This window comes from Mesobacillus jeotgali (assembly GCF_014856545.2).
Lineage (GTDB): Bacteria > Bacillota > Bacilli > Bacillales > Cytobacillaceae > Mesobacillus.
Window position 1 is genome coordinate 422,667 of the sequence record NZ_CP109811.1, and the last position, 22,867, is coordinate 445,533.

At 42.7% G+C, this 22,867-nt stretch carries 28 protein-coding genes and 2 pseudogenes; 20 read left to right on the plus strand and 10 right to left on the minus strand.

From position 1 onward, the window contains the following. Positions 1-79 precede the first annotated feature (79 nt). The 3 genes from FOF60_RS02095 to FOF60_RS02105 form a co-directional block, all read right to left on the minus strand. On the minus strand, positions 80-1,081 hold the full coding sequence (locus FOF60_RS02095; RefSeq protein ID WP_192472981.1) for a TIGR03943 family putative permease subunit: 1,002 nt from the start codon (positions 1,079-1,081) through the stop codon (positions 80-82). Between the two features lie 12 nt (positions 1,082-1,093). Continuing rightward, positions 1,094-2,089: a permease gene (locus FOF60_RS02100; RefSeq protein ID WP_192472982.1), complete on the minus strand. Its 996-nt coding sequence runs from the start codon at positions 2,087-2,089 to the stop codon at positions 1,094-1,096. A gap of 76 nt (positions 2,090-2,165) precedes the next feature. Next, positions 2,166-3,452: a metal ABC transporter solute-binding protein, Zn/Mn family gene (locus FOF60_RS02105; protein WP_192472983.1), complete on the minus strand. Its 1,287-nt coding sequence runs from the start codon at positions 3,450-3,452 to the stop codon at positions 2,166-2,168. A 305-nt stretch (positions 3,453-3,757) separates the two neighbouring features. Here FOF60_RS02105 and FOF60_RS02110 point away from each other — a divergent pair. The 11 genes and pseudogenes from FOF60_RS02110 to FOF60_RS02160 all read left to right on the plus strand — a co-directional run. After that, positions 3,758-4,308 (plus strand): annotated as a pseudogene (locus FOF60_RS02110) (GTP-binding protein); the annotation flags it as partial. Between the two features lie 91 nt (positions 4,309-4,399). Continuing rightward, on the plus strand, positions 4,400-5,428 hold the full coding sequence (locus FOF60_RS02115) for an IS1595 family transposase (RefSeq protein ID WP_192472984.1): 1,029 nt from the start codon (positions 4,400-4,402) through the stop codon (positions 5,426-5,428). Between the two features lie 16 nt (positions 5,429-5,444). Beyond that, entirely contained in the window at positions 5,445-5,897 is a 453-nt protein-coding gene (locus tag FOF60_RS02120; RefSeq protein WP_025911866.1) for a hypothetical protein, read from the plus strand. 72 nt (positions 5,898-5,969) lie between these two features. Next, positions 5,970-6,626 (plus strand): annotated as a pseudogene (locus FOF60_RS02125) (CobW family GTP-binding protein); the annotation flags it as partial. Between the two features lie 173 nt (positions 6,627-6,799). After that, positions 6,800-7,069 (plus strand): 30S ribosomal protein S14, encoded by a 270-nt coding sequence (gene rpsN / locus FOF60_RS02130; RefSeq protein WP_167832349.1) that lies wholly within the window; start codon positions 6,800-6,802, stop codon positions 7,067-7,069. Positions 7,070-7,089: 20 nt separating this feature from the next. Continuing rightward, positions 7,090-7,341 carry a type B 50S ribosomal protein L31 gene (locus tag FOF60_RS02135; RefSeq protein ID WP_192472986.1) on the plus strand — a complete coding sequence of 84 codons (252 nt, stop codon included), beginning with the start codon at positions 7,090-7,092 and terminating at the stop codon, positions 7,339-7,341. A gap of 25 nt (positions 7,342-7,366) precedes the next feature. After that, positions 7,367-7,738, plus strand: coding sequence for a hypothetical protein (locus tag FOF60_RS02140; RefSeq protein WP_192472987.1), 372 nt, complete (start codon positions 7,367-7,369; stop codon positions 7,736-7,738). 57 nt (positions 7,739-7,795) lie between these two features. Further along, complete coding sequence (locus tag FOF60_RS02145) at positions 7,796-8,959, plus strand: FAD/NAD(P)-binding protein (protein ID WP_192472988.1); 1,164 nt, start codon at positions 7,796-7,798, stop codon at positions 8,957-8,959. 23 nt (positions 8,960-8,982) lie between these two features. After that, complete coding sequence (rpmG, locus tag FOF60_RS02150) at positions 8,983-9,132, plus strand: 50S ribosomal protein L33 (protein WP_079504591.1); 150 nt, start codon at positions 8,983-8,985, stop codon at positions 9,130-9,132. Positions 9,133-9,425: 293 nt separating this feature from the next. Next, a complete protein-coding gene (locus FOF60_RS02155; RefSeq protein WP_192472989.1) occupies positions 9,426-9,665 on the plus strand; it encodes a hypothetical protein in 240 nt (79 codons plus the stop codon). A 139-nt stretch (positions 9,666-9,804) separates the two neighbouring features. Further along, positions 9,805-10,296, plus strand: coding sequence for a YehS family protein (locus FOF60_RS02160; protein WP_192472990.1), 492 nt, complete (start codon positions 9,805-9,807; stop codon positions 10,294-10,296). Positions 10,297-10,315: 19 nt separating this feature from the next. Here FOF60_RS02160 and FOF60_RS02165 read toward each other — a convergent pair whose 3' ends face one another. The 3 genes from FOF60_RS02165 to FOF60_RS24380 are packed head-to-tail and all read right to left on the minus strand — an operon-like array spanning position 10,316 to position 11,795. Then, on the minus strand, positions 10,316-10,894 hold the full coding sequence (locus FOF60_RS02165) for a cysteine dioxygenase (RefSeq protein WP_192472991.1): 579 nt from the start codon (positions 10,892-10,894) through the stop codon (positions 10,316-10,318). Between the two features lie 17 nt (positions 10,895-10,911). Then, entirely contained in the window at positions 10,912-11,466 is a 555-nt protein-coding gene (locus FOF60_RS24375; RefSeq protein WP_319801560.1) for a DMT family transporter, read from the minus strand. Further along, positions 11,457-11,795, minus strand: coding sequence for an EamA family transporter (locus FOF60_RS24380; RefSeq protein ID WP_319801580.1), 339 nt, complete (start codon positions 11,793-11,795; stop codon positions 11,457-11,459). Before FOF60_RS24380 ends, FOF60_RS24375 begins: the two co-directional genes overlap by 10 nt. Positions 11,796-12,498: 703 nt before the next feature. Between FOF60_RS24380 and abc-f the strand changes: the two genes are divergently transcribed. The 4 genes from abc-f to FOF60_RS02190 all read left to right on the plus strand — a co-directional run bounded on the left by abc-f (position 12,499) and on the right by FOF60_RS02190 (position 16,143). After that, on the plus strand, positions 12,499-14,397 hold the full coding sequence (gene abc-f, locus FOF60_RS02175) for a ribosomal protection-like ABC-F family protein (protein WP_192472992.1): 1,899 nt from the start codon (positions 12,499-12,501) through the stop codon (positions 14,395-14,397). 153 nt (positions 14,398-14,550) lie between these two features. After that, positions 14,551-15,006, plus strand: a complete 456-nt coding sequence (locus FOF60_RS02180; protein ID WP_192472993.1) for a DUF2269 family protein — start codon at positions 14,551-14,553, stop codon at positions 15,004-15,006. An 11-nt stretch (positions 15,007-15,017) separates the two neighbouring features. After that, positions 15,018-15,164, plus strand: coding sequence for a hypothetical protein (locus FOF60_RS02185; RefSeq protein ID WP_192472994.1), 147 nt, complete (start codon positions 15,018-15,020; stop codon positions 15,162-15,164). A gap of 481 nt (positions 15,165-15,645) precedes the next feature. Then, a complete protein-coding gene (locus FOF60_RS02190) occupies positions 15,646-16,143 on the plus strand; it encodes a TspO/MBR family protein (protein WP_192472995.1) in 498 nt (165 codons plus the stop codon). 271 nt (positions 16,144-16,414) lie between these two features. On the opposite strand, the gene FOF60_RS02195 is transcribed toward FOF60_RS02190, so the two are convergent. Beyond that, positions 16,415-16,855, minus strand: a complete 441-nt coding sequence (locus tag FOF60_RS02195) for a peroxiredoxin-like family protein (RefSeq protein WP_192473033.1) — start codon at positions 16,853-16,855, stop codon at positions 16,415-16,417. Between the two features lie 276 nt (positions 16,856-17,131). Between FOF60_RS02195 and FOF60_RS02200 the strand changes: the two genes are divergently transcribed. After that, positions 17,132-18,103: a PstS family phosphate ABC transporter substrate-binding protein gene (locus FOF60_RS02200; RefSeq protein ID WP_192472996.1), complete on the plus strand. Its 972-nt coding sequence runs from the start codon at positions 17,132-17,134 to the stop codon at positions 18,101-18,103. A gap of 67 nt (positions 18,104-18,170) precedes the next feature. Here FOF60_RS02200 and FOF60_RS02205 read toward each other — a convergent pair whose 3' ends face one another. After that, positions 18,171-18,341 (minus strand): hypothetical protein, encoded by a 171-nt coding sequence (locus FOF60_RS02205; RefSeq protein WP_192472997.1) that lies wholly within the window; start codon positions 18,339-18,341, stop codon positions 18,171-18,173. An 87-nt stretch (positions 18,342-18,428) separates the two neighbouring features. Further along, the gene (locus tag FOF60_RS02210) at positions 18,429-18,902 is read right to left on the minus strand and encodes a CBO0543 family protein (RefSeq protein ID WP_192472998.1); all 474 of its coding nucleotides are present in this window, start codon (positions 18,900-18,902) and stop codon (positions 18,429-18,431) included. 152 nt (positions 18,903-19,054) lie between these two features. Between FOF60_RS02210 and FOF60_RS02215 the strand changes: the two genes are divergently transcribed. Then, positions 19,055-19,585: a CBO0543 family protein gene (locus tag FOF60_RS02215; protein WP_192472999.1), complete on the plus strand. Its 531-nt coding sequence runs from the start codon at positions 19,055-19,057 to the stop codon at positions 19,583-19,585. A gap of 198 nt (positions 19,586-19,783) precedes the next feature. Here FOF60_RS02215 and FOF60_RS02220 read toward each other — a convergent pair whose 3' ends face one another. Further along, positions 19,784-20,359, minus strand: a complete 576-nt coding sequence (locus FOF60_RS02220) for a hypothetical protein (protein ID WP_192473035.1) — start codon at positions 20,357-20,359, stop codon at positions 19,784-19,786. Between the two features lie 185 nt (positions 20,360-20,544). Between FOF60_RS02220 and FOF60_RS02225 the strand changes: the two genes are divergently transcribed. From FOF60_RS02225 to wrbA, 3 genes are all read left to right on the plus strand, one after another. Continuing rightward, complete coding sequence (locus FOF60_RS02225) at positions 20,545-20,826, plus strand: GNAT family N-acetyltransferase (RefSeq protein ID WP_192473000.1); 282 nt, start codon at positions 20,545-20,547, stop codon at positions 20,824-20,826. Positions 20,827-21,006: 180 nt separating this feature from the next. Then, entirely contained in the window at positions 21,007-21,990 is a 984-nt protein-coding gene (locus FOF60_RS02230) for a ring-cleaving dioxygenase (protein ID WP_192473001.1), read from the plus strand. A 60-nt stretch (positions 21,991-22,050) separates the two neighbouring features. Then, positions 22,051-22,662 (plus strand): NAD(P)H:quinone oxidoreductase, encoded by a 612-nt coding sequence (wrbA, locus tag FOF60_RS02235; protein WP_192473036.1) that lies wholly within the window; start codon positions 22,051-22,053, stop codon positions 22,660-22,662. The last annotated feature ends 205 nt before the right edge of the window (positions 22,663-22,867 follow it).

Consider the following 22,867-nt stretch of genomic DNA (forward strand, 5'->3'; position numbering starts at 1 on the left):
GGTGTTTATAAAAAAGGGCAAAGCTTTGTGATGAGCGTTTGCCCTTCTTTATTTGGTTATTCGTACGGTAATAAATTCTTTATTCTCTATTTATGCTGACAGGATATAAATATGGAACTTCCGGTTCTTCAGTAATCTCCCATTTAGAGACTTTAACAAGCGGGATAGGGGTGTCCATGTATGAACCAGTCTCAATTACACCTTCTATTTTGATCCAGGTGTCTTTTTCGATCGTCGCTGCATCCGGGAACTCAGATAAAAATCCGATGATGCTGGCATCTGCAACACAGTGGGTGACCAGGAAGCGTGATACGACCAGCTGGTTTTCTGCAAAGCCTTCCTCTTTATAAACAAAGCCGTATAGGCTTACCTTCCGGCCTTGGAACTTGTCGATGTCGGAGCTGATTTCCTCATAGTAAGATGAATAGATACTGTCATTGAAGATAATGGTCCCTGTTTCTAACTCTTCTATCTTTTTATTGTACTCTTCATCTGTCATTTGATTTTCGTAACCTGTGGCAGTCTCGGTGCCTTCGGGTATGTCAGTACCTTGCTCAGCCTGATAATCACTCTCCTCTGTTGATTGGCCAGCTTCGCCAGTTCCCTGGCTGTCTTCCTGTTCTTTCGTTTCACTTGTTGTCTGGCTGCCCTGACTGCTTTTACTTGAGCCGGCAATCGACAGCATCGCTCCCTTTTTATCGGCGATCGCGGAGTCAAGAACCTTTGCAGGCAGGAAAAAGCCTGTCAGTAAAGGCAGTACGATGATTGAGTAGGATAACAGTTTTTTTACTGAAAAAGGTGATGTGCCATGGTCATGAAAATGGTTATGGTGATCATCATGAGAGCAGCATTCACCCACATGACTGCAGGAGTCGTGGTCATGTGCCCCTTTTACTGTCCAGACGCGGGTAATCTGGATGAAAAACAGGATCAAAAATAGGAACGCGGCTGCCTGGCTTAATAGCAAATACTTTGGGTTAATGAATAAATAAATCTTTCCTGTAAAATGCAGCATATAAATCAAGATGGAAAATCCGAGCAGGATCAGGGCTCTTGCCGCCTGCTGTACATGGAATTGCATGGACAATACCTCCTATAGCATGCTGCCAAACAGCATGAGAATAGTGAATACAGTCCCAGCGACGAGCGCGAGAACGGTCATGACAAATTTAAATCGGAATACGCTCATCATGATCAGCGTATTTTTCAAGTCAATCATCGGCCCAAAAATCAGGAAACCAAGGATTGAGGTTGAAGGAAAGATACTGCTGAAGGAAGCCCCAATGAAGGCATCTGCCTCAGAGCAAAGGGACAGGAAGAACGCTAGTCCCATCATGACAGCCAGTGAGGAAGCGGCACCACTGCCAATTTCCAATAATGTTTTTGCCGGCATATAGGTCTGAACCAAAGCGGCCAGGAATGCGCCGATGATTAGATATTTGGCCATATCGAAAAACTCGTCAATTGAATGCTGGAGCATGGACCAGAACTTTTCGAGGAAGGACTGTTTTCCAGAATGGCTATGCACGTGCAATGAGGTGCTTTTTTTGAACTGCGTTCCTTTGAAAATCATTCCAACCATGAAGGCGACAATGATCGCGATGGCAAAACCCAATCCCATTCGAAGCGCAGCGATTTTAAAATCGTTGCCAAAAGCCATATATGTAGACGCAATGACAATCGGGTTGATGAGGGGGCCCGTCAACATAAAACCAATGGCAGCGGCTATTGGGACTCCTTTGCCAACTAGCCTGCGGATGATTGGAACGATTCCGCATTCGCAGGCAGGAAAAAGAGCGCCAACACTGCAGCTCATGACAATCGCCAAATATTTGTTCTTAGGAATCCACCTGCTTATATGTTCCTCGGTGACAAAAATCTGAATCATCCCCGCAATCAGCACCCCAATCAGAACGAATGGGAAGGCTTCTATTAAAATGCTGAGAAATATCGTATTCAGATTCAGAATGGAAGAGGGGATTTCCAACTCACTCTGAAACCCCATCCCAAGGCTTAGCAGCATGAGAAACGCCAGAATGACAGCAAAACCTGTAATGTCCAATAAATTAGACCGGATTAATCGTATCATTTTCTCCTCCTGGATACTTTTACTAGATTGTACTGCTTGAATAAATAAAATATGTACAATCTAGTAAAAAAGACTATTAGTTTAACACTTTTTCCAGCGTCTTCAGATTTTTTCGCATCAGGCTGAAATAGTCCTCTTGGTTCTTCATATCTTCAACCGAGATGGACTCAAGATTATACAGGGTAACTGTCTCGGCACCAATTTCGCTTTGAATAATTTCTGCCACGCGTGACGAAACATTCTGTTCAAATGCAATGTATTTTAAATTATGTTCTTTTGCTTCCTCAATTAACTTTGTTAATTCCCGTTGTGAAGGCTCCTGTGTGGGAGAAAGTCCATTGACAGCGATCTGGATGATTCCATATCTATTTGACCAGTATCCATACGCTTCATGGGCGACAAGCAGATGTTTGTTTTCAGCCTGATTAATCGTAGTTTTAAATTCATTGTCCAATTCCTTTAGGTCTTTCTCAAGCTGCGCAAAATTCTGTTCAAATTCCTGTTCGTGCTCTGGCATCTGTTGAACTAGGGAATCTTTGATATTGGAAGCTAGTTTGATAGACAGGATAGGATCGAGCCATACATGTGGATCTAAGTTTTTAGCATGATGATCCTCGTCCGAGTGAGAGGCTTCTTCGTCATTGTGCTCTTCATCAGAGTGAGCAGCTTCTTCGTTATGATGTTCTTTATCAGAATGAGCGGCTTCCTCGTCATGGTGTTCTTCATCGGAGTGAGCGGCTTCTTCGTCATGATGTTCTTCTTCAGAATGAGTGGCTTGCTCGTCGTGTTGTTCTTCTTCAGAGTGAGAGGCTTCTTCGTCATGGTGCTCTTCTTCGGAATGAGAGGCTTCTTCATCATGGTGCTCTTCATCAGAATGAGCGGCTTCTTCGTCTTGGTGCTCTTCATCAGAATGAGCGGCTTCCTCGTCATGGTGTCCTTCTTCGGAATGAGCATCTTCCCCTTCATGGGAATGATCATGGGAAGTCTCAATCATTTCCGCATTTTCTGCTGCTTTTACAATCATGACCTTTTCATCTTTCAAGGCTTTCTCTGCTTTTTCTGTAAATCCTTCGATTCCAGCTCCGGAATAAATGAATAAATCAGCTTCAGCAAGCTTCATCATATCCTTCGTGCTTGGTTCGAAACTGTGGGCATCTACATTCGGTGGATAGATACTTTCCACATCCACGAATTCCCCGCCGATTTTTTTTGCAAAATCCTGAAGAGGGTAGATGGTTGTATAGACCGTAAGCTTAGTAGCTTCTGAAATTTCTTTGGTGGCGGATTCCTTGCTAGAAGAACATCCGGCTAGTGTCAAACCCACTAATAGCAGTAAACCCAGTGATAGTTTAGTAATTTTCATAGTGATCTCCTTAATGATATTTTCATTAATCGAAATGATTCCGATTTAAAGTGTAAAACAGAAATTTATATTTGTAAATGATTTTAGGAATCATTACGATTTAATTTCTCTAGAATAGAGTCTGCTTTGCTCCTGAAGAGGGTGACCAGTTAAGTATTTACTTTTCTAAATAATTGACAAGCAGGAAAGAAGCGACTAGTATCTAACTCAAATCGTAATGATTACGATTAAAGGTGTCTAATAGATTAGTATGCCGAACCAAAGACATGTATGAGAAGAAAAAAATAAACAATTGAGGTGTAGAAATGAACAGGAAAATCCCTGTAACTGTATTGAGCGGCTACCTTGGTTCAGGCAAGACCACATTACTGAATCATATATTGAACAATCGGGAGAATAAAAAATTGCGGTGATCGTAAATGATATGAGTGAAGTGAATGTGGACGCAGCTCTGATTAAACAAGGAGGCTTTGCAAAAACTCAAGAGAAGCTGGTCGAGCTTCAAAACGGCTGCATCTGCTGTACTCTAAGAGAGGATCTTATGATTGAGGTGGAGCGTCTTGCCAGGGCTGGGAATGTTGACTATATCGTTATTGAATCATCTGGGATTTCGGAGCCGATACCAGTAGCCCAGACATTTACATACGTGGACGAAGAGCTGGATATTAATTTATCGGACTGGTGTAATCTCGACACCATGGTAACAGTTGTGGATGCGAACAGGTTTTGGCATGATTTCTCTTCTGGTGAGAGCCTCCTGGACAGAAAGGAAGGGACTGATGAGAATGATACACGAGAGGTCGTCGACTTATTGATTGATCAGATAGAGTTCGCCAATGTCATTCTTTTAAACAAAGGCTCTGTTAAAGGTAAATGTTGATATTTGAAACCACCTCGATATCTTAGTATAATTAGCATAAGAACAGACATTCGGGGAGGTGGCAAGGTTGAGCAAAGCGTTCAGTAATCTATTAAAACATATCGGGAATTTATCACACACAGAAAAAGAGCGAGTGTTTCAATGGGTAAAACGCTATGTTGAACCTTCATCCTCCGTTGGTGGTCGTCTAATTAATGAAATGCGAGAAACTCGTTTTAAAGAAGGATTTGAATGTCCTCATTGTGCATCTGGACACATTGTTAGGTTCGGCAAATACAATGGTCGCCAACGTTATCGTTGCAAATGTTGTAGTAAGACCTTTACTGATACAACGAATACAGTTCTTTACCGTACTCGTAAAGGTGATGAATGGATTACATTTGTTGACTGTATGTTCAAAGGCTATTCCCTGCGAAAATCTGCCGAAATCGTAGGGGTTACTTGGGTTACGCTTTTTTATTGGAGACACAAACTGTTAAGTGCATTAAAACAAATGGATTTTAAACAATTTGACGGTATCGTTGAAGTTGACGAGACCTATTTCCTATACTCTCAAAAAGGACATCGTGGGATTACTGAACGTAAACCTCGCAAGCGAGGCGGTAAATCAAAACATAGAGGAATAAGCCACGAACAAGTATGTGTTCTTGTTGCAAGAGACCGCACTAAAGCAACTGTCTCTAAAGTTGCTTGTATGGGGCGTGTTGTCAAAACCAAAGTTGATAGTATGATTGGTTCTAAACTAACATCTGATAATGTACTCGTTACAGATGCGTGGAGAGCCTATAAGACGTATGCAAAAGAAAAAGGTTTAGAGCATTACAGAATCAAATCAAATGATGGAAAACACGTTATAAAAGGCTTGTACCATATTCAAAATGTCAATGGTCTGCATTCACGAATGAAAAGGTGGATAGACCGTTTTAAAGGTGTGGCTACGAAATACCTTGATAATTACCTTGCTTGGTTCTTGTTTGTAGATAGCCGTAGTAACGAAAGCACAAAACACAATGTAAAAGAATTTCTTTTATCATCATTTGTATTTGAAATGACGGATACTTATGATAGTTTGCGTTTATCTAAATTCATTGTGTAACGGATGGTGAACACAAGTGAAACTTCCTAATGGAGTAACTGGTTTTTATGATTCAAAAGTCAATAAACCCCCACAAGTAGACGGGAAACAGTTCAAGCAATTATGCTTCGACTTTGCTTCTCGTAACAGTGGGAAAGTAATAGATTTTATTACGCCTCAATACCCATCAAATTTTTATTACGCTCACGTTGAGATTGTAGGTAATCAGTTTTATATTCTTCTTAATGAACATTATCCTTATCTTGCATTCGCCTCCATAGTTGAATTTGGAAACATAAAATTTATCAACAGACCTGTTCCCTATGAGAAATTTTCATCTTTCTATCGAGTAATAGGTACAGGTGAACTAAACGTTCCTTTAAATCAAAAACTTTTAAAGCAAACGGAATTAAATAGTGCTGAATTGGAACAAATTGCTTATTGGAAGCCTGAAACGGTAGGGCAGATAATCTTTAACTATTGGGATTGACTAATAAGGAACTCCTCAAAAATTGGAGTTCCAATTATTTTATTTAAAATCAACATTATAATTTAACAGAGCCTAAACAAAAAGGATTTGGTGGATGCTGATGTGTACCTTGAGCTGAAAGCAGTTTTGCAGAAGCTGAATCCGGGGGCAAGAATCATTGAATGCAGTCACTCCAGGGTAAGAATGGAGGATGTGCTCAATACTGGACTGTTCAATTTCGAAGAGGCCAGCCAGGGAGCAGGATGGATAAAGGAACTGAATGAAGAACATGTCCCTGAGACGGAGGAATATGGAATATCTTCATTTGTTCACAGGAGAAAGCTTCCATTCCATCCGGAGAGATGGAAGAAGTGGCTTGAGGATTGGCCTGAAGATATTGTGAGGGCAAAAGGCTTCTTCTGGCTGGCAACTCGTAATGATGTAGCAGGATTAATATCCCAGGCGGGGCCTTCCATTGTTTTTGAGGCTTCGGGAGAGTGGATAGACGCATACCCGGAGGATGAGAAAAATCAAATCCTTAAGGAAGAGCCTGAATTATTGGCAAAATGGGATATTGAATTCGGGGATAGAATGACGGAGCTGGTTTTTATTGGTGTGAAGATGGATGTGTATGAGATTATTGGTAAATTGGATCAGTGTCTGCTGACGGAAGCAGAAATGATGATGGATTGGCGTCAATTCCCAGACCATCTTCCGCCTTTTGCTTTACCGGTCGAGAGTGGAAGCTAAGCTGCTGTTCGGCAGTGTACTGCTGATAACAGGACGTAAGTTTCTTAAGAGGGATATTAAAAACGAAGTTATTCTTTAGGTTGCGTTCACTGGGTATATGTGATTAAATATCTGTATATTATTTTCTAAATCGTAATGATTACGATTATCTCTGAAAGAAAGGAGTGAGTTTATTGGCTAAAAAATCAAAGGTTGTAAAAGAAAAAAAGCGCCAGGAGCTGGTGTTGAAATATGCTGACCTGCGCAGGGAACTAAAAGAAAAAGGTGATTACGAAGCGCTGAGGAAGCTTCCGCGTGATTCCGCACCGACTCGCTTGAAAAATCGCTGTGAAGTGACGGGCAGACCCCGTGGATACCTCCGTAAATTTAAAATGTCACGTATTGCTTTCCGTGAATACGCCCATAAAGGCCAGATTCCGGGCGTGAAAAAATCCAGCTGGTAAAAAGATTGGAGGAATTTACGATGAAGGAAAATATTCATCCCGATTATCATAAAGTAGTATTCATGGATACAAACAGCGGCTTTAAGTTTTTAACAGGATCGACTAAGACATCGAACCAGACAATCCAATGGGAAGATGGCAACACATACCCGCTTATTAAAGTAGAAGTAAGCTCTGATACCCATCCATTTTATACCGGTGTCCAAAAGTTCTCTGACCGTGGAGGCCGAACTGAGAGATTTATGAAGAGGTATAGTTTAAAGGAAAAATAGAATGGTATTCAGGTGAGGTGTACGTATGAATTCGCATTTAATGGAGATTCTCTCGAGGGAAATTATAAAATCACTTCCAATTGAACAAAGAGAGGTCTATGAATATGTTGTACAACTGGAGGACCAACTGGCTCAACAAGCTGAGACCTCAGAAGAATTCATGGCACTCTTGGTGAAGCATTCACCTCACAGGCAGGCAGCAAGGCATTTCAATTTAACATTCGGGCAGCTGATGGCGGTAATGAGAGAAGCAGAAAACTTCATCAATCAGCAGATGGTGAGAAAATTGAAAAATGTAACATGGTTAGATCTCACAAAACAAGTCAATTCGAGAAAAAAGGTCGTAAATGACAAGAAAAAATATTTTTATTTCTCGGTTAATGAAGTTCATTCGTGATTTTTTTTGTTTGTCAAATCGTAATGATTTCGATTTATATGCGAGGAGGGTATCACTGTGTACGAATGGATTATTATAGGCGGAGGCATACAAGGATGTACGATCGCCACCTTTTTGGTAAAAAACAAAAAGATTTTGCCAAGCAATCTCTGTATTATTGATCCGCATGAAAAACCTTTATCCAATTGGACGAGAAATACTGGGTTAATTGGTATGAAGTTTCTTCGTTCTCCATTCGTGCATCACCTTGATGCCGATCCGTTCAGCTTAATCAGTTTTACACAGAAAAAGAACTTCAAGGATAACGAGTTTTACGGTCAATACAAGCGTCCGTCCCTAAAGATATTTAACGACCACAGTCATCATTTATTTCAAGAGATAGCTTTGGAACAATCCTGGCACCAGGGCTATGTCAATGACATCGAGAAAGGGAAGGAACACTGGCGTGTCCATACATTAGACGGTAAAAGCCTGGCTGGCAGGAACATTGTATTAGCACTCAGCGTAAACGACCAGCTGTTTATTCCTGAATGGGCAGAATCCCTTCATGAAGAATCAGACCAAGTGTTTCATATCTTCGATAAAACTGCCTGTATTCAGGAGCTGAAGCCTTCAATTGCCGTAGTTGGAGGAGGAATCACTTCTGCGCATCTGGTAATCAGACTAGCAGCTTTGTATCCGGGATCGGTCACTTTAATCAAAAGGCATCCCTTCAGAGTTTTTGATTTTGATAGCGACCCGGGATGGCTGGGACCAAAGAAACAAACTGCCTATCGTCAGATCAGCGATTATGATAAACGCAGGGATGTTATTATCGGTGCCAGGAACAGAGGGTCGCTGACTGCTGAACTGTTCCAGAAGCTAAAGAAGCTTGAAAATGAACATAAGATTAAGGTAGTGGACGGTGAAGTAAAAGCAGCAGTTAAAAGGGACGGGGAAGAGATCAGCCTTATACTTGAGCAAGAAGAGGTTAACGTGAAATCTATCGTTTTTGCCACAGGATTCAAGCCCGGGCGCCCTGGCGGAGGGTGGCTGGACAAGGCAATAGAAAAGTTTGGTCTCCCATGTGCCCGATGTGGTTATCCAATTGTCAGTTCAACGCTCGAATGGTGTCCTCACTTATACGTAACGGGATCTCTTGCCGAATTGGAGATCGGCCCCATTGCCCGGAATATATCCGGTGCACGCCAGGCAGCCGAAAGAATCGTTCAGAGTATATAAACAAAAATTAGGAGGAAAGAAAGATGAGAGTCAAAATTACGCTTGCATGTACGGAAACAGGAGACAGAAATTACATTACTACCAAAAATAAAAGGAATAATCCGGACCGGATTGAATTAAAAAAGTATTGCCCGCGTTTGAAGAGATACACACTGCACAGAGAGACGAAATAGACTGGTATTCAGCATTAATTTAAAATCACATAATTTCCAAAGGAGGGCATATCTAAAAGCCCTCCTTTTTATAGTCCTTTTTCTGCATGCGCAGCTGCTTTATGGGTGATACCAAAATCGAAGGAATCCCTATTTTCCAATAACTGCATTGTGACAGACTCAGGAGTTCCTTCCTGAGAACATTCTGGTCCCATGCTTAATAAGATCAATGCGTATATATAACAGTTCCGTTTTACCTTTCTGAAACTTATTAAAGGTCCACCCGTACTAATGGGTAGGAAAGGGTGATGAATATGAAAAAATATTTGTTGTTTGCAGGAAGTTTTATCATAGCTTTTATCGTGTTGCAGATAGTGTCTGGTCTGCTGTTAACCGCTTTTTATTCGCCTGAAATCCCATCGGAAACGGTAAATTTACCTTCGCAGGTCGAGTTTGGGAATACAAACTCAATCCCATTGGTGATTTCTGTATTGTCATTGGGAATAGCCTTTGCTGTAACCAGATTCTTTAGCAAAAGCAAGAAATCTTATTGAGGTGGTGGAGCTTCCCGTTCTAAAACTGCCTCTAGATGCTATCGAAGGTGAAAACTATAGGCTTTTTTAACATTTAATGTTAGACTGCAATAGTTAATCGGGAATACTAACGGTACAGCTTTTTATAGGAGGATTTTAAATGCTTAACAATGATATAATGATCCGTTTGCGGTACGCATTGGATATCAAAGATACTGATATGGTAGAGATATTCGAGCTTGGCGGCGTGAACGTGACGAAGGACGATGTCCGAATGATTCTGCAGAGGATAGATGAAGACGAATACGGCGAAGAGATTGTCCCAGAGGGGTACATAAGAGTCAACAATGCAATGATGGAGCAGTTCTTGAATGGCATGGTTACTTTTAAAAGGGGGAAGCGTCCTGGGGAGACTGGTGCTCCGCCGCTAACTGGGGAGACAGTGAATAATCAGCTTTTGAAGAAAGTGAAGATCGCCCTGTCGCTCACGAGCGAGGATATGCTCGAGATTTTTGACCTTGCGGGAGTCCGTGTGTCTAAGGGTGAGCTCGGTGCGATTCTGAGAAAAGAAGGGCATAAGAATTACCGTGAATGCGGCGATAAATTCGCGCGGAATTTCCTGAAGGGCTTGGCCTTGAAATTCCGTGGGTAGAAATCTTAAGAGACGGTTCTCATGAAGCATGAGAGCCGTCTTCTTGTTTTGTAAGCTGGATTTCTTTGATTTTCTGACGCTGCTCATCTGGCCACCAGGCTCCGCAATCATCGGAGACAACACAGGCTGCACATTTTTCAAGGTCGTAGACTTTCATCCCGCTGATGGGCGGGGAATAGAGGTGGAGAGTGACGAGTCCGTCTGGACCGTCTGCCTGCATTTTATGGACACCTTTTTTAGGCGCGAAAAAGAGTTGTCCTTGCTGATGGTACTCTTTGAAAAGCTCTTTCGGCAGTTTGTTGTTTTTGACCTCGTAGACGGAGTTGATGGAAGTCCCGTTAAGGACGTGAATCCATCCATGGGAATCGCCATGGTCATGGGGGGCGCATTCTAAATCTGACCAGTTCATCACCAGCAGCTCGATATCCTCACTTTTGTACAAAAGTTTTCGGTAGTAAGGCTTTCCAGAAGAAGATTGAAGTAACGGCTCCAATTCATCTACAGACATATTGAGCTCCGCCAGTGCCTCCTTCATCTCGTCTCTGGAGGGACTTTTTAATGAATCCAACGCTTTTTTTGCCTGAGGCTTCAAAGTCATGGGCACTCCCACCTTCTTCATTTTTTTAAAATGGTACTCGCCAGTAAGCGTGCAAGACCGCCATTGACAATGGCCACTCCTATAATAATTATGATTCCGCCAATGGCACTTATGAGGATAAATTTTTCATGTAAAAGAAAGATGGCGGCAATCAGGGTAGCAAGCGGCTCAAGGTACAAGAACATTGACACCTTCGAGGCATCCAATACCTCCAACGCTTTTCCCCAATACCAATATCCAATTCCAGACACGAATATCGCAAGGAACAAAAGATGTGCCCACTCTGTCTGTGTCAGCAAGGGCAGAGATTCCCAGCCTTTGTTGCGGATGATAAAAGGAAGAGTGAGCATAAAGCCGATCAAGCTCATGTAACATGTCACCAAAAGAGCGGGATACGGGATTTGCAGCCTTTTTAACAGGATGGAATAAACCGCCCAGTTCAGGGTGCTCAATATCATCAGGATGAAGCCGATGTTCAGCACGAACTCGAAGGAATGCCCGCTGCGAGTGGTAGTGACAAGAAAGACGCCTGCTATGGCGACCACCATTCCTATCGCTTTTTTCACATCCATCTTTTCATGCAAAAAGAGGACCGAAGGATGACTGTGAAAATTGGAGAAAATGAAATCAGCCAGCCGGCAGACGAGGCATCGATCGTTAACAAGGCCGTTGCCTGCAGGACCTGGTGAATAAATACACCAAGTATTCCGAGGACGATCAAATGAGGGATGTATCTGATCGAAATCCGCAAAGTATAACGATTCAGCAGTAAAATCAACAATAAAAAAAAAAGCCCCGATGCCAAAGCGCAGCACAAGGAGGGAATACGGATCCAGCTTTCCCAGTACAGCTTTCGCTGAAACAAAGGAAACTCCCCAAAAACTGATCGATAATAAGGCATAAATAGAAGCAGTGAGCTTGGCACGAAACGGAATCATTGCATGGAATCCTTTCTGATGGACAAGTTTTCTACCATCCTATGCTTGTCCTCGAGAAAGAAGAATCATGAAAAATTATCCAGTAATATTTACAAAATAATGTAAACCTGAGATAATAAAGCAAATGATTGAGGAGGGAAAGTAAGTTTATGGAACCAACATCTAATTGCTAATTATTAATTTAATTAATAAGGATTTTGTACAGAGTGTAAAAAGCCTATTTGCATAGGTTTATTTCGTTATGCTCTTTATGGGATCACAGCAATTAGAAGATAACTTACTTTACTGAATCGTAATAGTGTTTTTTGGCATGGGCTTATTTGGTCTGCTGAAAATGTTGATTCAAGACTGTAGGGATTTCTACGGTCTTTTTTGTTTATATATTAAGAAAAGATTTTTACTTCGAGAAGTGTCCAGCTCCAACGCCTAGCCAGTTTTCATCCTTGCTTGTGCTTCTCAGAGTATCTTGCGAGAAGCGTTAGCTTTGAGCAGCTCGAGTCGCTTCGGTCCGCCCAATGAAGTCAAAGAACGACTTCATCGGTCGGCCCTCCAGCGCTTGTCGGGGCTGACCAAGGCGCTTCCGCTTTTCTTATAATAGTAAATAGGTTCTTCTTTGTGCTGTCCATAAAAAGCGTAGCTTCATTATGGATGAAAGAAGGAATTGATATGTTAGAACTTAAAGTGCATGGAATTAAAAAATATATGGAATCGACACTTGTCGTGAACAGTTTTACATTGGAAGCATTTGAAGGGGATAAGATTGGAATTGTCGGGGCGAATGGCAGCGGGAAAAGTACGATTCTCAAAGTGATTGCGGGAATAGAACCAATGCATTATTATCCTGGCTACCCGCAGACCTCGAGCCCTGGATATGATGAGGGGCTGATTCACAGGCCTCGCGGAGCGTCGTTCGCTTATCTTGAGCAAATGCCTTCGTATCCGGCTGGCCTGAAAGTGATCGACGTGTTGAACCTGGCTTTTGAAGAGGTTCATAATATTGAAAAACAGATGCGTGAAATCGAGGCACAGATGCAGGTTTTAGAGGGTGGTGCCTTGGAAAAAGCGCTCAATAAATATAGTGATTTGGTGAATCTATATGAAGCAAAGGGCGGTTATGATCAGGAGGAGAAGCTAAGCAAGGTTTGCACCGGACTTAAGTTTACCGAGGATTTTTTACAGAGGGATTTCGATTTGCTTAGCGGCGGGGAGAAGACGACGGTAGGTCTCGGGAAAATCCTGATCCACCAGCCGGATATCCTGCTGCTCGATGAGCCGACGAATCACCTTGATATGGAATCAATCGAATGGCTGGAAGGCTTTTTGAAAAATTATAAGGGAATCGTGCTGATTGTCTCGCATGATCGTTATTTCCTCGATAACGTTGTCAATAAAATCGTCGAGATCGAGGATATGGAAACGATCAGCTGCCGAGGGAACTATTCCAGTTTTATCAGTCAAAAGGAAGAGAATATGAGGGTGCAATACGAGCAGTTCCGCGAGCAGCAAAAGAAGGTCAATAACATGGAGAAGCAGGTGACGAGCCTGCGTGACTGGGCGCTGAGGGCGGACAATAACAAATTCTTCAGGCGCGCGGCCAGCATCCAGAAGAAGCTTGATAAGCTGGATCGCATTGAGAAACCGATTTTTGAGCGAGGGAATATGCGTTTAAGTTTTAACGATGCGGTGAGGTCCGGGAATGAAACGATTAAGGCGGTTGGTGTTTCTAAGCGTTATGAGGATAAGGTGATTTTTGACGGCGCTGATCTGATGGTTCATTACGGCGAGCGGGTCGGTCTTGTTGGTCCGAATGGCAGCGGAAAGACGACTTTCCTGAAAATGCTTCTCGGGGAGGAGCAGCCGGATTCGGGTGTGGTTGAGTTAGGTGCGAATGTGATGGCCGCTTATCTCCCTCAGAAGATTGATTTTAAAAATGAAGAGCTGACGGTGCTTGAGTGCTTCCGTGAGGATATCTCGATTGTGGAGGGAAAAGCGCGCGAGTATCTGGCGAAGTTCATGTTTTATAAAAAAAGTGTCTTCAAGAAAGTGAAATTCCTGTCCGGAGGCGAGCGAATCAGGCTGAAGCTGGCGATGCTGATGTTCCAGGATATCAACCTGCTGATTTTGGATGAGCCGACGAATCATCTGGATATTGATTCGATTGAGACGTTTGAAGCCGCCCTGGAGGATTTTAAAGGGACAATCTTCTTCATTTCGCACGACCGTTATTTTATCAATAAAATCGGCGAGCGCGTGATTGCGGTTGAGGATTGTGGGCTGAAGAGCTATGAGGGGAATTATGATGATTATAAAAGGGAGAGAGCGTTGCTAGAAGTGGTGCCGAATGTGAAGGAGAAAAAGGAAAAGGCGCAGCGAATGGCGCAACCAGACCCAGGGGGTGGGCTGCTGAAGAAGATAGAAGGCCTGGAAAAAGAAATCACGGAGCTTGATTTGGTGATGGGGGTCAAGCAGGATTATGAAGAGCTGGATCAGCTGTATAGCAGGAAGCAGCAATTGAATAATGAGCTTGAGCTGGCGATGGAAATGTGGTTGAGTGAAGGGGAGTGAGGGAGAGGAAGCATGGATATTTATTCATGCTTCCTTTTTTGTTTGGTGGTGGTGAAAAAACACTATAAACAAGTTGGAAAAATAAGAATTTTTAACCGATAAAGGGAATATTTATGGTATAAATATAGGTAAAAAGTTCTAGGAGGAATGAGGATGACTTTATATGGAGGGTTGGTTTTAGTTCATGTAATTGCAGCCGTTGTTGGTTTAGGAGCGAGCTTTGGAATGCCTGTAGTCGCCAAGTTTGGTGCTAAGTCAGTAACGAACGCAAAAGTGTGTTTTGAGATTAATAAGAAAATAGAGATGTTTGCAAAGGTTGGTTCGCTTACCTTGTTAGCGAGCGGAATTTTGATGGCCATCGTCAATCCGGTGCTTTGGTCACAGGGATGGTTCATCGGTTCATTGATTATATACGTACTGATTCAGCCTGTTGTCGCAGCAATGCTGCCAAAAACAATCGAAAAGCAAGTAGACATCGTGATGAACAACGGTGACGGTGAACTGCCAGCCGAATATCATCAGTTGGATAAAAAAGCTGCCAAGCTGAACGGCATCGCACATGTCGCAGCTGTAGTGCTCATCGTGCTAATGTCAACAAAACCTTTCTAGGAGGAAACGAAATGCAAGCTAAGCCAATGTTCTATGATGGAAACGGAGAAAACAAACAGACGGCGGGAGCTGCTGGCCAGCCACAGGCCGCTAGTGTTGTAATCACTGAAGAAATGAGGAAGTCCATCGGCGGCAATCCTTATGTGTTTGTGAAGTAGGTTGATAGGAAGAGAGAGAGTGCTAGCCTTTTAGGCTGGTGCTTTTTTGTTTTTAAGACAGTTTTGGGTCATCGGGCTTAGAAACCGGAGGGATTATGACAGGTTTGAGGTCATGGGGCCAAAAGCTGTCAAGAAACCGGAGGAATTGTGACAGGTTTGAGGTCATGAGGCCAGAAGCTGTCAAGAAACCGAAGGAATTGTGACAGGTTTGAGGGCATGAGGCCAAAAGCTGTCAAGAAAACAGAGGAACTATGACAACTTTGAGGTCATGAGGCCAAAAGCTGTCAAGAAACCAAAGGAATTAAGACAGGTTTGGCGGTAAGCAAGGCAAAGCTGTCAAGATTCAGCAGGAATCCAGACAGGTTTGGCATAACCTGAATCAAAGCTGTCAAACAAGATGATCATCACAAGCTTGTTTCGCAATCACATAGGTTTTTTTCACTAAAACTAGGAAATAGTAAGAAAAAGGAAGGTGAGATGAATGAATGTTATAAGCGTGAATGGAAAAATAGATAAAGCCAAGCTCGCCAAGGAGCTGCTGATTCCCGTTGTCGGAGGGATGGTGACGGGGATGATTGCGACGCGGCGAGCGAAGGAGAAGTACAGCAAGCTGGAGAAGCCGGACTATGCGCCGCCTTCATGGGTGTTTCCTGTTATGTGGACGGGCTTGTATGCGTCGATGGGGCTTGCGAATTACCGGGTTTCGATGAAAAAGAAACCTACCGCCACCGCGGAAACTCTCTATGATATCCAGCTTGGATTGAACTTTCTCTGGTCGTTCTTATTTTTTAAATGGAATCTTCGAGGAACGGCATTTGCGGAAATCGGCCTGCTGCTGGGCATGATCACGTTGACGACTTACCAGTACTATCAAAAGGATAAAATCGCCGGGCGGTTGATGCTGCCGTATATTGCCTGGGTCGCTTATGCACTTCAGCTTAACTACAGCATGTGGGATTTAAATAAAAAGAAAATGTAAAACTTTTACTGAATTTATGCAACTTTTCCAATCTATCCTCCGTCAAAACTAGTAGACTGCCAATCCTTCTAAAAATTGGTTGAATAAAAGTTTGCTAGAGCGGGAATACTATAACCAACAACATATTAACAACGGAGGTAGATTAAGATGAAACAGATTAAGGAATTCATGAATGAAGAGGGCTTTGAATTGAAAGGTTATATTTCACAGTTATTTGAACAGGCTTCCGATAAAACTGATAAGAAAAAACGCTGATCGCGGTTAAAGCTGATCAGCGTTTTTTCATTTGCGTCAAAACTTCATCAATTTTTGCGTGGTCCTCAGGTGATTCATCGATATGCTTCCACAAGAGTTTACCGTCAGCTGAATAAAGCCAGGTTCCTCCCTGGATGTAGACGTCCTGTGTTTTCATCGATTTCATGACGAATGCTTTTTGTTTTTCATCTTTAGGGATAAAATTCTTGACCTGGCCAGTCACAAATCCGAAGCCGGCTTTCACAAGCAGCTTCCATTTTGGCATCGTTTTATGGCCCATTCCGCGATACGCTTGTCGCGAAGGATCACCTAAAATCGGAAAAGGAAATGGGCCGAACTGGTCAACGAACTGCTTGATAAAAGACCCTTTTGAAGGGGCGACAGCAATGACCTGGTAGCCTGTGGATTCAACTTCAGTTATTCGCTCGCGCAACTGCGCAAGATATTCCCGGCAGATTGGTCAGCCAAGGTGGCGGACGAATACGACCATCGTCGGCTTCCCCTGGATCGCTGTTTTCAACGTCAGTGTTTTTTCAGGATCGATTGTTTCTAATATATAGTCCATCTCGAAACCTCCTTTTCCTCACTATATAAGACTTCACCCCCTAAGGAAAGAATTAACATTCCTTAACAAACCTTTTCAATTAATTTACAACTCCTTAAAACCCTATTAATAACAGTCTAGTAATCTTGTACTTGTAGCAACGGACATAATATTAGGGGGAATTAAGGAATGAAGAGTTTTAAAAAGTTAGCGATGTTTACGATGCTTGCTGGTGTAATGGCTTTCGGAACGGCTTGTTCGGACGGAGAAAGCAACGCGGAAGCGACAAATGGTTCTAATGAAACTGAAACTCAACTTGAAGGCAGCGTTGTGATCGACGGTTCTGGAACAGTCTATCCATTCATGGCAAAAATGGCTGAGAACTATATGGATAAGCAGGAAGATGTATCTGTAGAAGTTAGCCGCTCCGGGACTTCCGCTGGTTTCAAGAAATTCCTCGTTGAAGACGGTACAGACTACAATGATGCATCACGCCAGATCAAAGACGAAGAAAAGGCAAAAGCTGAAGAGCTTGGCATTGATGTGAAAGAAATGAAAGTCGCTTTGGATGGCCTGACAATTGTCATCAATAAGGACAATGACTGGGCAAAAGAACTGACGAAAGAAGAAATCATCGACATCTTCCTGGCTGAAGGCGGCAAAAAGAAATGGTCTGATGTTCGTCCGGACTTTCCAGCTGAAGCTATTAACACATACGGCCCTAATGAAAACCATGGAACATATGAATTCATGTTTGAGAACATTCTTGATGAAAAAGATCTTGTTGAAAACATCAACCTGCAGCAGGATTACTCTACACTGGTTGACCTCGTTTCAAAGGATAAGAATGCGATCGGCTTTTTCGGATATGGCTATTATGCGAACAACAAAGATAAATTAGCAGCAGTAAAAGTTGATTTCGGTAACGGCCCTGTTGAACCTTCTCTTGAAACCATCAAGGAAGATGGCGACTACGGTCCATTCACACGCCCGGTGTTCACATACCTGAACGTCAACATGGCTAAAGAGAAGGTCCAAGTACTTGATTACGCCATCTACACGATGGAAAATGCCCAGGATGTTGCTGCTGAAACAGGCTTTGCACCATTGACAGATGAAGACATTCAGGCAACATTGGCTGAACTGCAAGAATTGAAATAAGCGAAATGAGAGGATGGGGATCTCCCCATTCTTTTTTTACGCAAAAAAATAACAGTGATTTACACTGTTATCGACGGTCTAATGTCGCTATGAATTTCTGGCGCTTTTTCGCGGTTTTAAGGATTCCTTCGATGGCTTCCAGCAGGGAAACTCTTTCCTCGTCTTTTTTTGCATTCAGCAACCTAAGTTTAAGCTCCACAAGTTTTTGCTTTTCCTCTACTGTCAGGCTTTCCCTCATCTTTTCATCCTCCTTATGCTGTTTCATATAAGTCTAGATGAAGTGTGTTAAAGAAGTTGAGGGATTTTATTAACTTTTCGACAGTCTTTACTTATTGGCAACCTTCCGGATCAATCCCATGACCAGACGCACAAGGAGGAAGGTAGAGGCAATGGAAACGAAGCTATGGATTGAAGTCCAATTCTTCTTATATTTGATCAGCTTCGTGTTCCGTTCAAGCCAATACTCGGCAGCGGCGGATGGGGCTGAGAACAATAGGGATTTGAGTAAAATAGAAATAATACCCGAGTGCCTGGTAACCTGATTAAAATAAACGCATACAACCGGAAAAATCAAATAGCTGAAAATGACGCTGACATCAAAGGTCTTAAATAAGGAAACTGGGTATTTCAGATACCCTTTCTTGACGAGCAAATTATCGAGGATGGAGGCGATATAGCTTTTCAAAAAGAAGATGAGCAGCCAGTCTCTGACAGGCGGTTTTCTAACCAGTCTGTAAAACGCCAGGATGCCGAAGGCTAGCAGGGCTCTCAGTGTGTTTTCTTCTGTTTTCCTCTTCATGGAGGCACCCTCCTCGGTCGTAAACTTGCCGAACTGGCGATTAACTATATGTATCTTGCCTTTTTTCGCGGTAATTATTCCATGACTGTCAACTGGGCCTATTGGCTATACTAAAACTGATTTCCTTTATTTGTAAAAGAAGAGGCGGAGTTATGGTCAATACAATTTATGGGTTAATTTGGGCAGGGATATTAATAAAATGGGGAGACTGGAAGAATTGGAGGAAGTACTATCCGACCGTTCTCTTCTTTATCCTTGGCGATTTTCTCTACATGTACTTATTGTCGGATCATTATCCAATGTGGAAGTATTCTCCATCACCTGGTGACAATGATATGGGGATCACCAATACGCATATTTCTTTTTCCATTATGGCGATTAAATATCCGGCGACATGCCTGGCGTATTTAGCTCATTTTCCAACTCATGGTCTTTGGAAAAAGGTCCTTTATTATCTGGCATGGGTGATTGTCTATTTTGCGAATGAGCTGGTGGATATTCATTTTCAGTTGATCAAATATTTTAATGGCTGGAATCTCTGGTGGTCAGCGCTGTTCAATTCGGTTATGTTTCTCATCTTAAAACTGCATTTCCATAACCCGCTGTTTGCCTGGATTGCCTCTGCTGTTTTTGTTTTGTTTTTATGGAACCAGTTCGATGTGCCGTCAACAGTCTTTCGTTAAAAGTTCTATAGAGTAAATATGCCTGATCCTATGTAAGGAATCAGGCAGTGTTATTTTTTCGATTTTAGACTGTTGGTGAATCTGTGAAAGGTAGGCAGCCAGATTGCTCAGCTTCCTGCTGATCAAGTCGGTCTGCTGAATGGGACCTAAAGGCTAAAGTATACGTGGTAGTATTAATTGGATATTGCAAATCGTGAACTATTTGGTTGTGCTGTACCTATTTTTTATCCAGACAAATAAGTCGGTCATTAATTTGGCAAAAATCAGTACAGATAAATAGCTAAGGAATAAGTGAAAGTAGTTAATCGACCCATACATTCTAAATAATCCTAGTCCGACAAGCATAGGTTTGAAAATAAAAGACAAAATGACTGCTGTAAAAATCGAATGCAAATAATATTTTTTATTGCTGTCCATGGTCGATTGATATACGAATATAAAAGTTATTGGGATAAGGCTGGAGTCGAGTGTAATCCCGGGTAAAGCCGGAATCACCGGAAAAGGATAATTCCAATAACCCATATTTCTCCCAAATAAATCGTGGTATCCGAATGACATATGGATACTGTAGCCATAAAAGAGAATTTGAAATAGCTTGTTTTTATTAACTTTCAAAAAGAGAATCACGAGAGGTGCCACTAGGAATAAGACCATCAGCCAATACTCAAAAGAGGTATATAAAGCATAATCCCACCAATACTGATTTAATGCCTTTTGCCCTTCCTTACCCATCTCGACAATTTTATCAAAGCGTGAAAGACGAATATCTTCCAAATTAATCACCCTTTTAGATCCGGCTTTGCATACATATCTATAGATTGTCATGTTCAATAATTTCGTATGCACTGTGTAAGGATGTGGAAAAATATTATCCAAAAATGAGTAAGTTCATCATTATGCGGGAAAAGAGAAAGATAATCATAGGAACTTTGAGATTCTCACTATTAGGAGGTATTGTTATGCCGTTTAACTATACGGAAGAAGATGGCCGGTTTGTTGCAAAGGATTCAGATGGACTCGAAGTAGGGGAAGTCACATATACTCGTGACGGAGATGAGGTCCTTGTCATTAACCATACGGGTGTCGACCCTGCCAACCGCGGCCAGGGAGTAGCGGAGGAACTGGTTCACCAAGTTGTAGAGAAGGCGAAGAATGAAGGCTTGAAGGTGGAGCCGGTTTGTTCCTTTGCGCAAAAAGAATTTGAGAGAAAAGATGAATATAAAGAAGTTCTAAAACAATAGCTAGAATGCCTTTGAGTTTAGCTCAAAGGCTTTTTCCCCTGGGTTGACATGAAAATACCCTGCGTGATAAAATTATCTCGAATTCAAGATATTATGTTTTTTTCGCAGTCATTAAGGATAAAGTAAGAATAGATATTTTTTGTATTGATATCTCGGTTTCGAGATAAAGGGGGAGTTAATTTGAACGAATTAAGAGGGATTCACCATGTTACCGCCATTACCAGCAGTGCGGAAAAGAACTATGAGTTTTTCACATATGTGCTAGGGATGCGCCTTGTAAAAAAGACCGTCAACCAGGATGATATCCGAACTTATCACTTATTTTTCGCGGACGATAAAGGATCTGCAGGCACGGATATGACATTCTTTGATTTCCCAGGGATTCCTAAGGGGTCACACGGAACGGACGAGATTTATAAAACCGGATTCAGGGTGCCGACTGATGAAGCGCTGGAATACTGGGTGAAGCGTTTTGATAAATACGACGTCAAGCATACTGGTATTAAAGAACTTTTCGGCAAAAAGACGATTTCATTCGTCGATTTTGATGATCAGCAATACATGCTGGTTTCCGATGAACACAATGAAGGTGTTGCATCAGGAACACCTTGGCAAAATGGTCCGGTACCGTTGGAGTACGCAATCACAGGACTTGGGCCGCTCCATATTCGGATCTCGCGTTTCGATTATTTTAAAGAGGTACTGGAAAAAGTCATGCATATGCGTGAAGTTGGGCAGGAAGGTTCCCTCCATCTATTTGAAATGGGTGAAGGCGGGAACGGCGCGCAGGTTATTGTGGAGGACAATAAAGTGCTGCCTGCAGGACGCCAGGGATTCGGCACCGTGCATCATGCCGCATTCCGTGTTGCCGACACATCGGTTCTCTATGAGTGGATCGATCATATGAAGGCTGCTGGATTCGGCACATCCGGTTATGTCGACCGATTCTTCTTTGAATCCTTGTATGCGCGAGTGGCACCAGGAATCTTGTTCGAATGGGCAACAGACGGACCAGGCTTCATGGGTGACGAACCATATGAAACACTTGGTGAAAAGCTTTCATTGCCGCCATTCCTGGAATCGAAGCGGGAGCAGATCGAGGACTTTGTGCGGCCGATTGATACTGTCCGCAGCACGCGTAATATTGAAAAAGAGTATCTGTAAGCGAGTTTGTCATAGAAGATTAGTGGAAATACCTTAATGTAGTATAAAATAAGGGAGGCAATCAATATGGTCAAATTAGCCGTGATTTTTTATAGCATGGGCGGAACGAATGTGCAGCTTTCGAAATGGGCTGCAGAAGGCGCAAAAGAAGCCGGAGCAGAAGTGAAGGTTTTTAAAGTGAAGGAACTGGCGCCTGAATCAGCGATTGAAGGAAATGAAGCATGGAAAGCAACTGTTGAAGCCACAAAGGATATTCCTGAAGTGACTCCAGACGATCTTGAATGGGCAGACGCGATTATTTTCAGCGTTCCTACACGTTTCGGAAACATGCCATCTCAGATGAAGCAATTTCTTGATACGACTGGCGGCCTCTGGGCACAAGGCAAGCTGGTGAACAAAGTCGTGAGCGCCATGTCCTCCGCGCAAAACCCGCATGGCGGACAAGAAGCGACCATCCTATCACTATACACAACAATGTACCACTGGGGTGCAATCGTCGCAGCCCCTGGCTACAGTGACCCAGTAACATTCGCAGCCGGCGGCAATCCATACGGAACGAGCGTAACAGTCGACCAGGACGGCAACATGATTGAAGACGTCGAAGCAGCGGTAAAGTACCAGGCGAAGCGGACTGTGACAGTTGCTGGTTGGGTTAAGAACGGAAATCAATAAGAATGCATTTGCAGCCTAACTCCTTTTGTGGAGTTAGGCTGTTTTTTATGGGGCGAAATGTTTAATTTTGATCATGGACGAAGGATGAAATGTCTAATATTAGGGGGTTAATAAGACATTTCGAATGAGAGAACAGAAGAAAGTGTCTTATAGAGGGGGTCTATCGGCCAAACGGGAGACGGAATCCCGAGGAAGTGTCCGATAG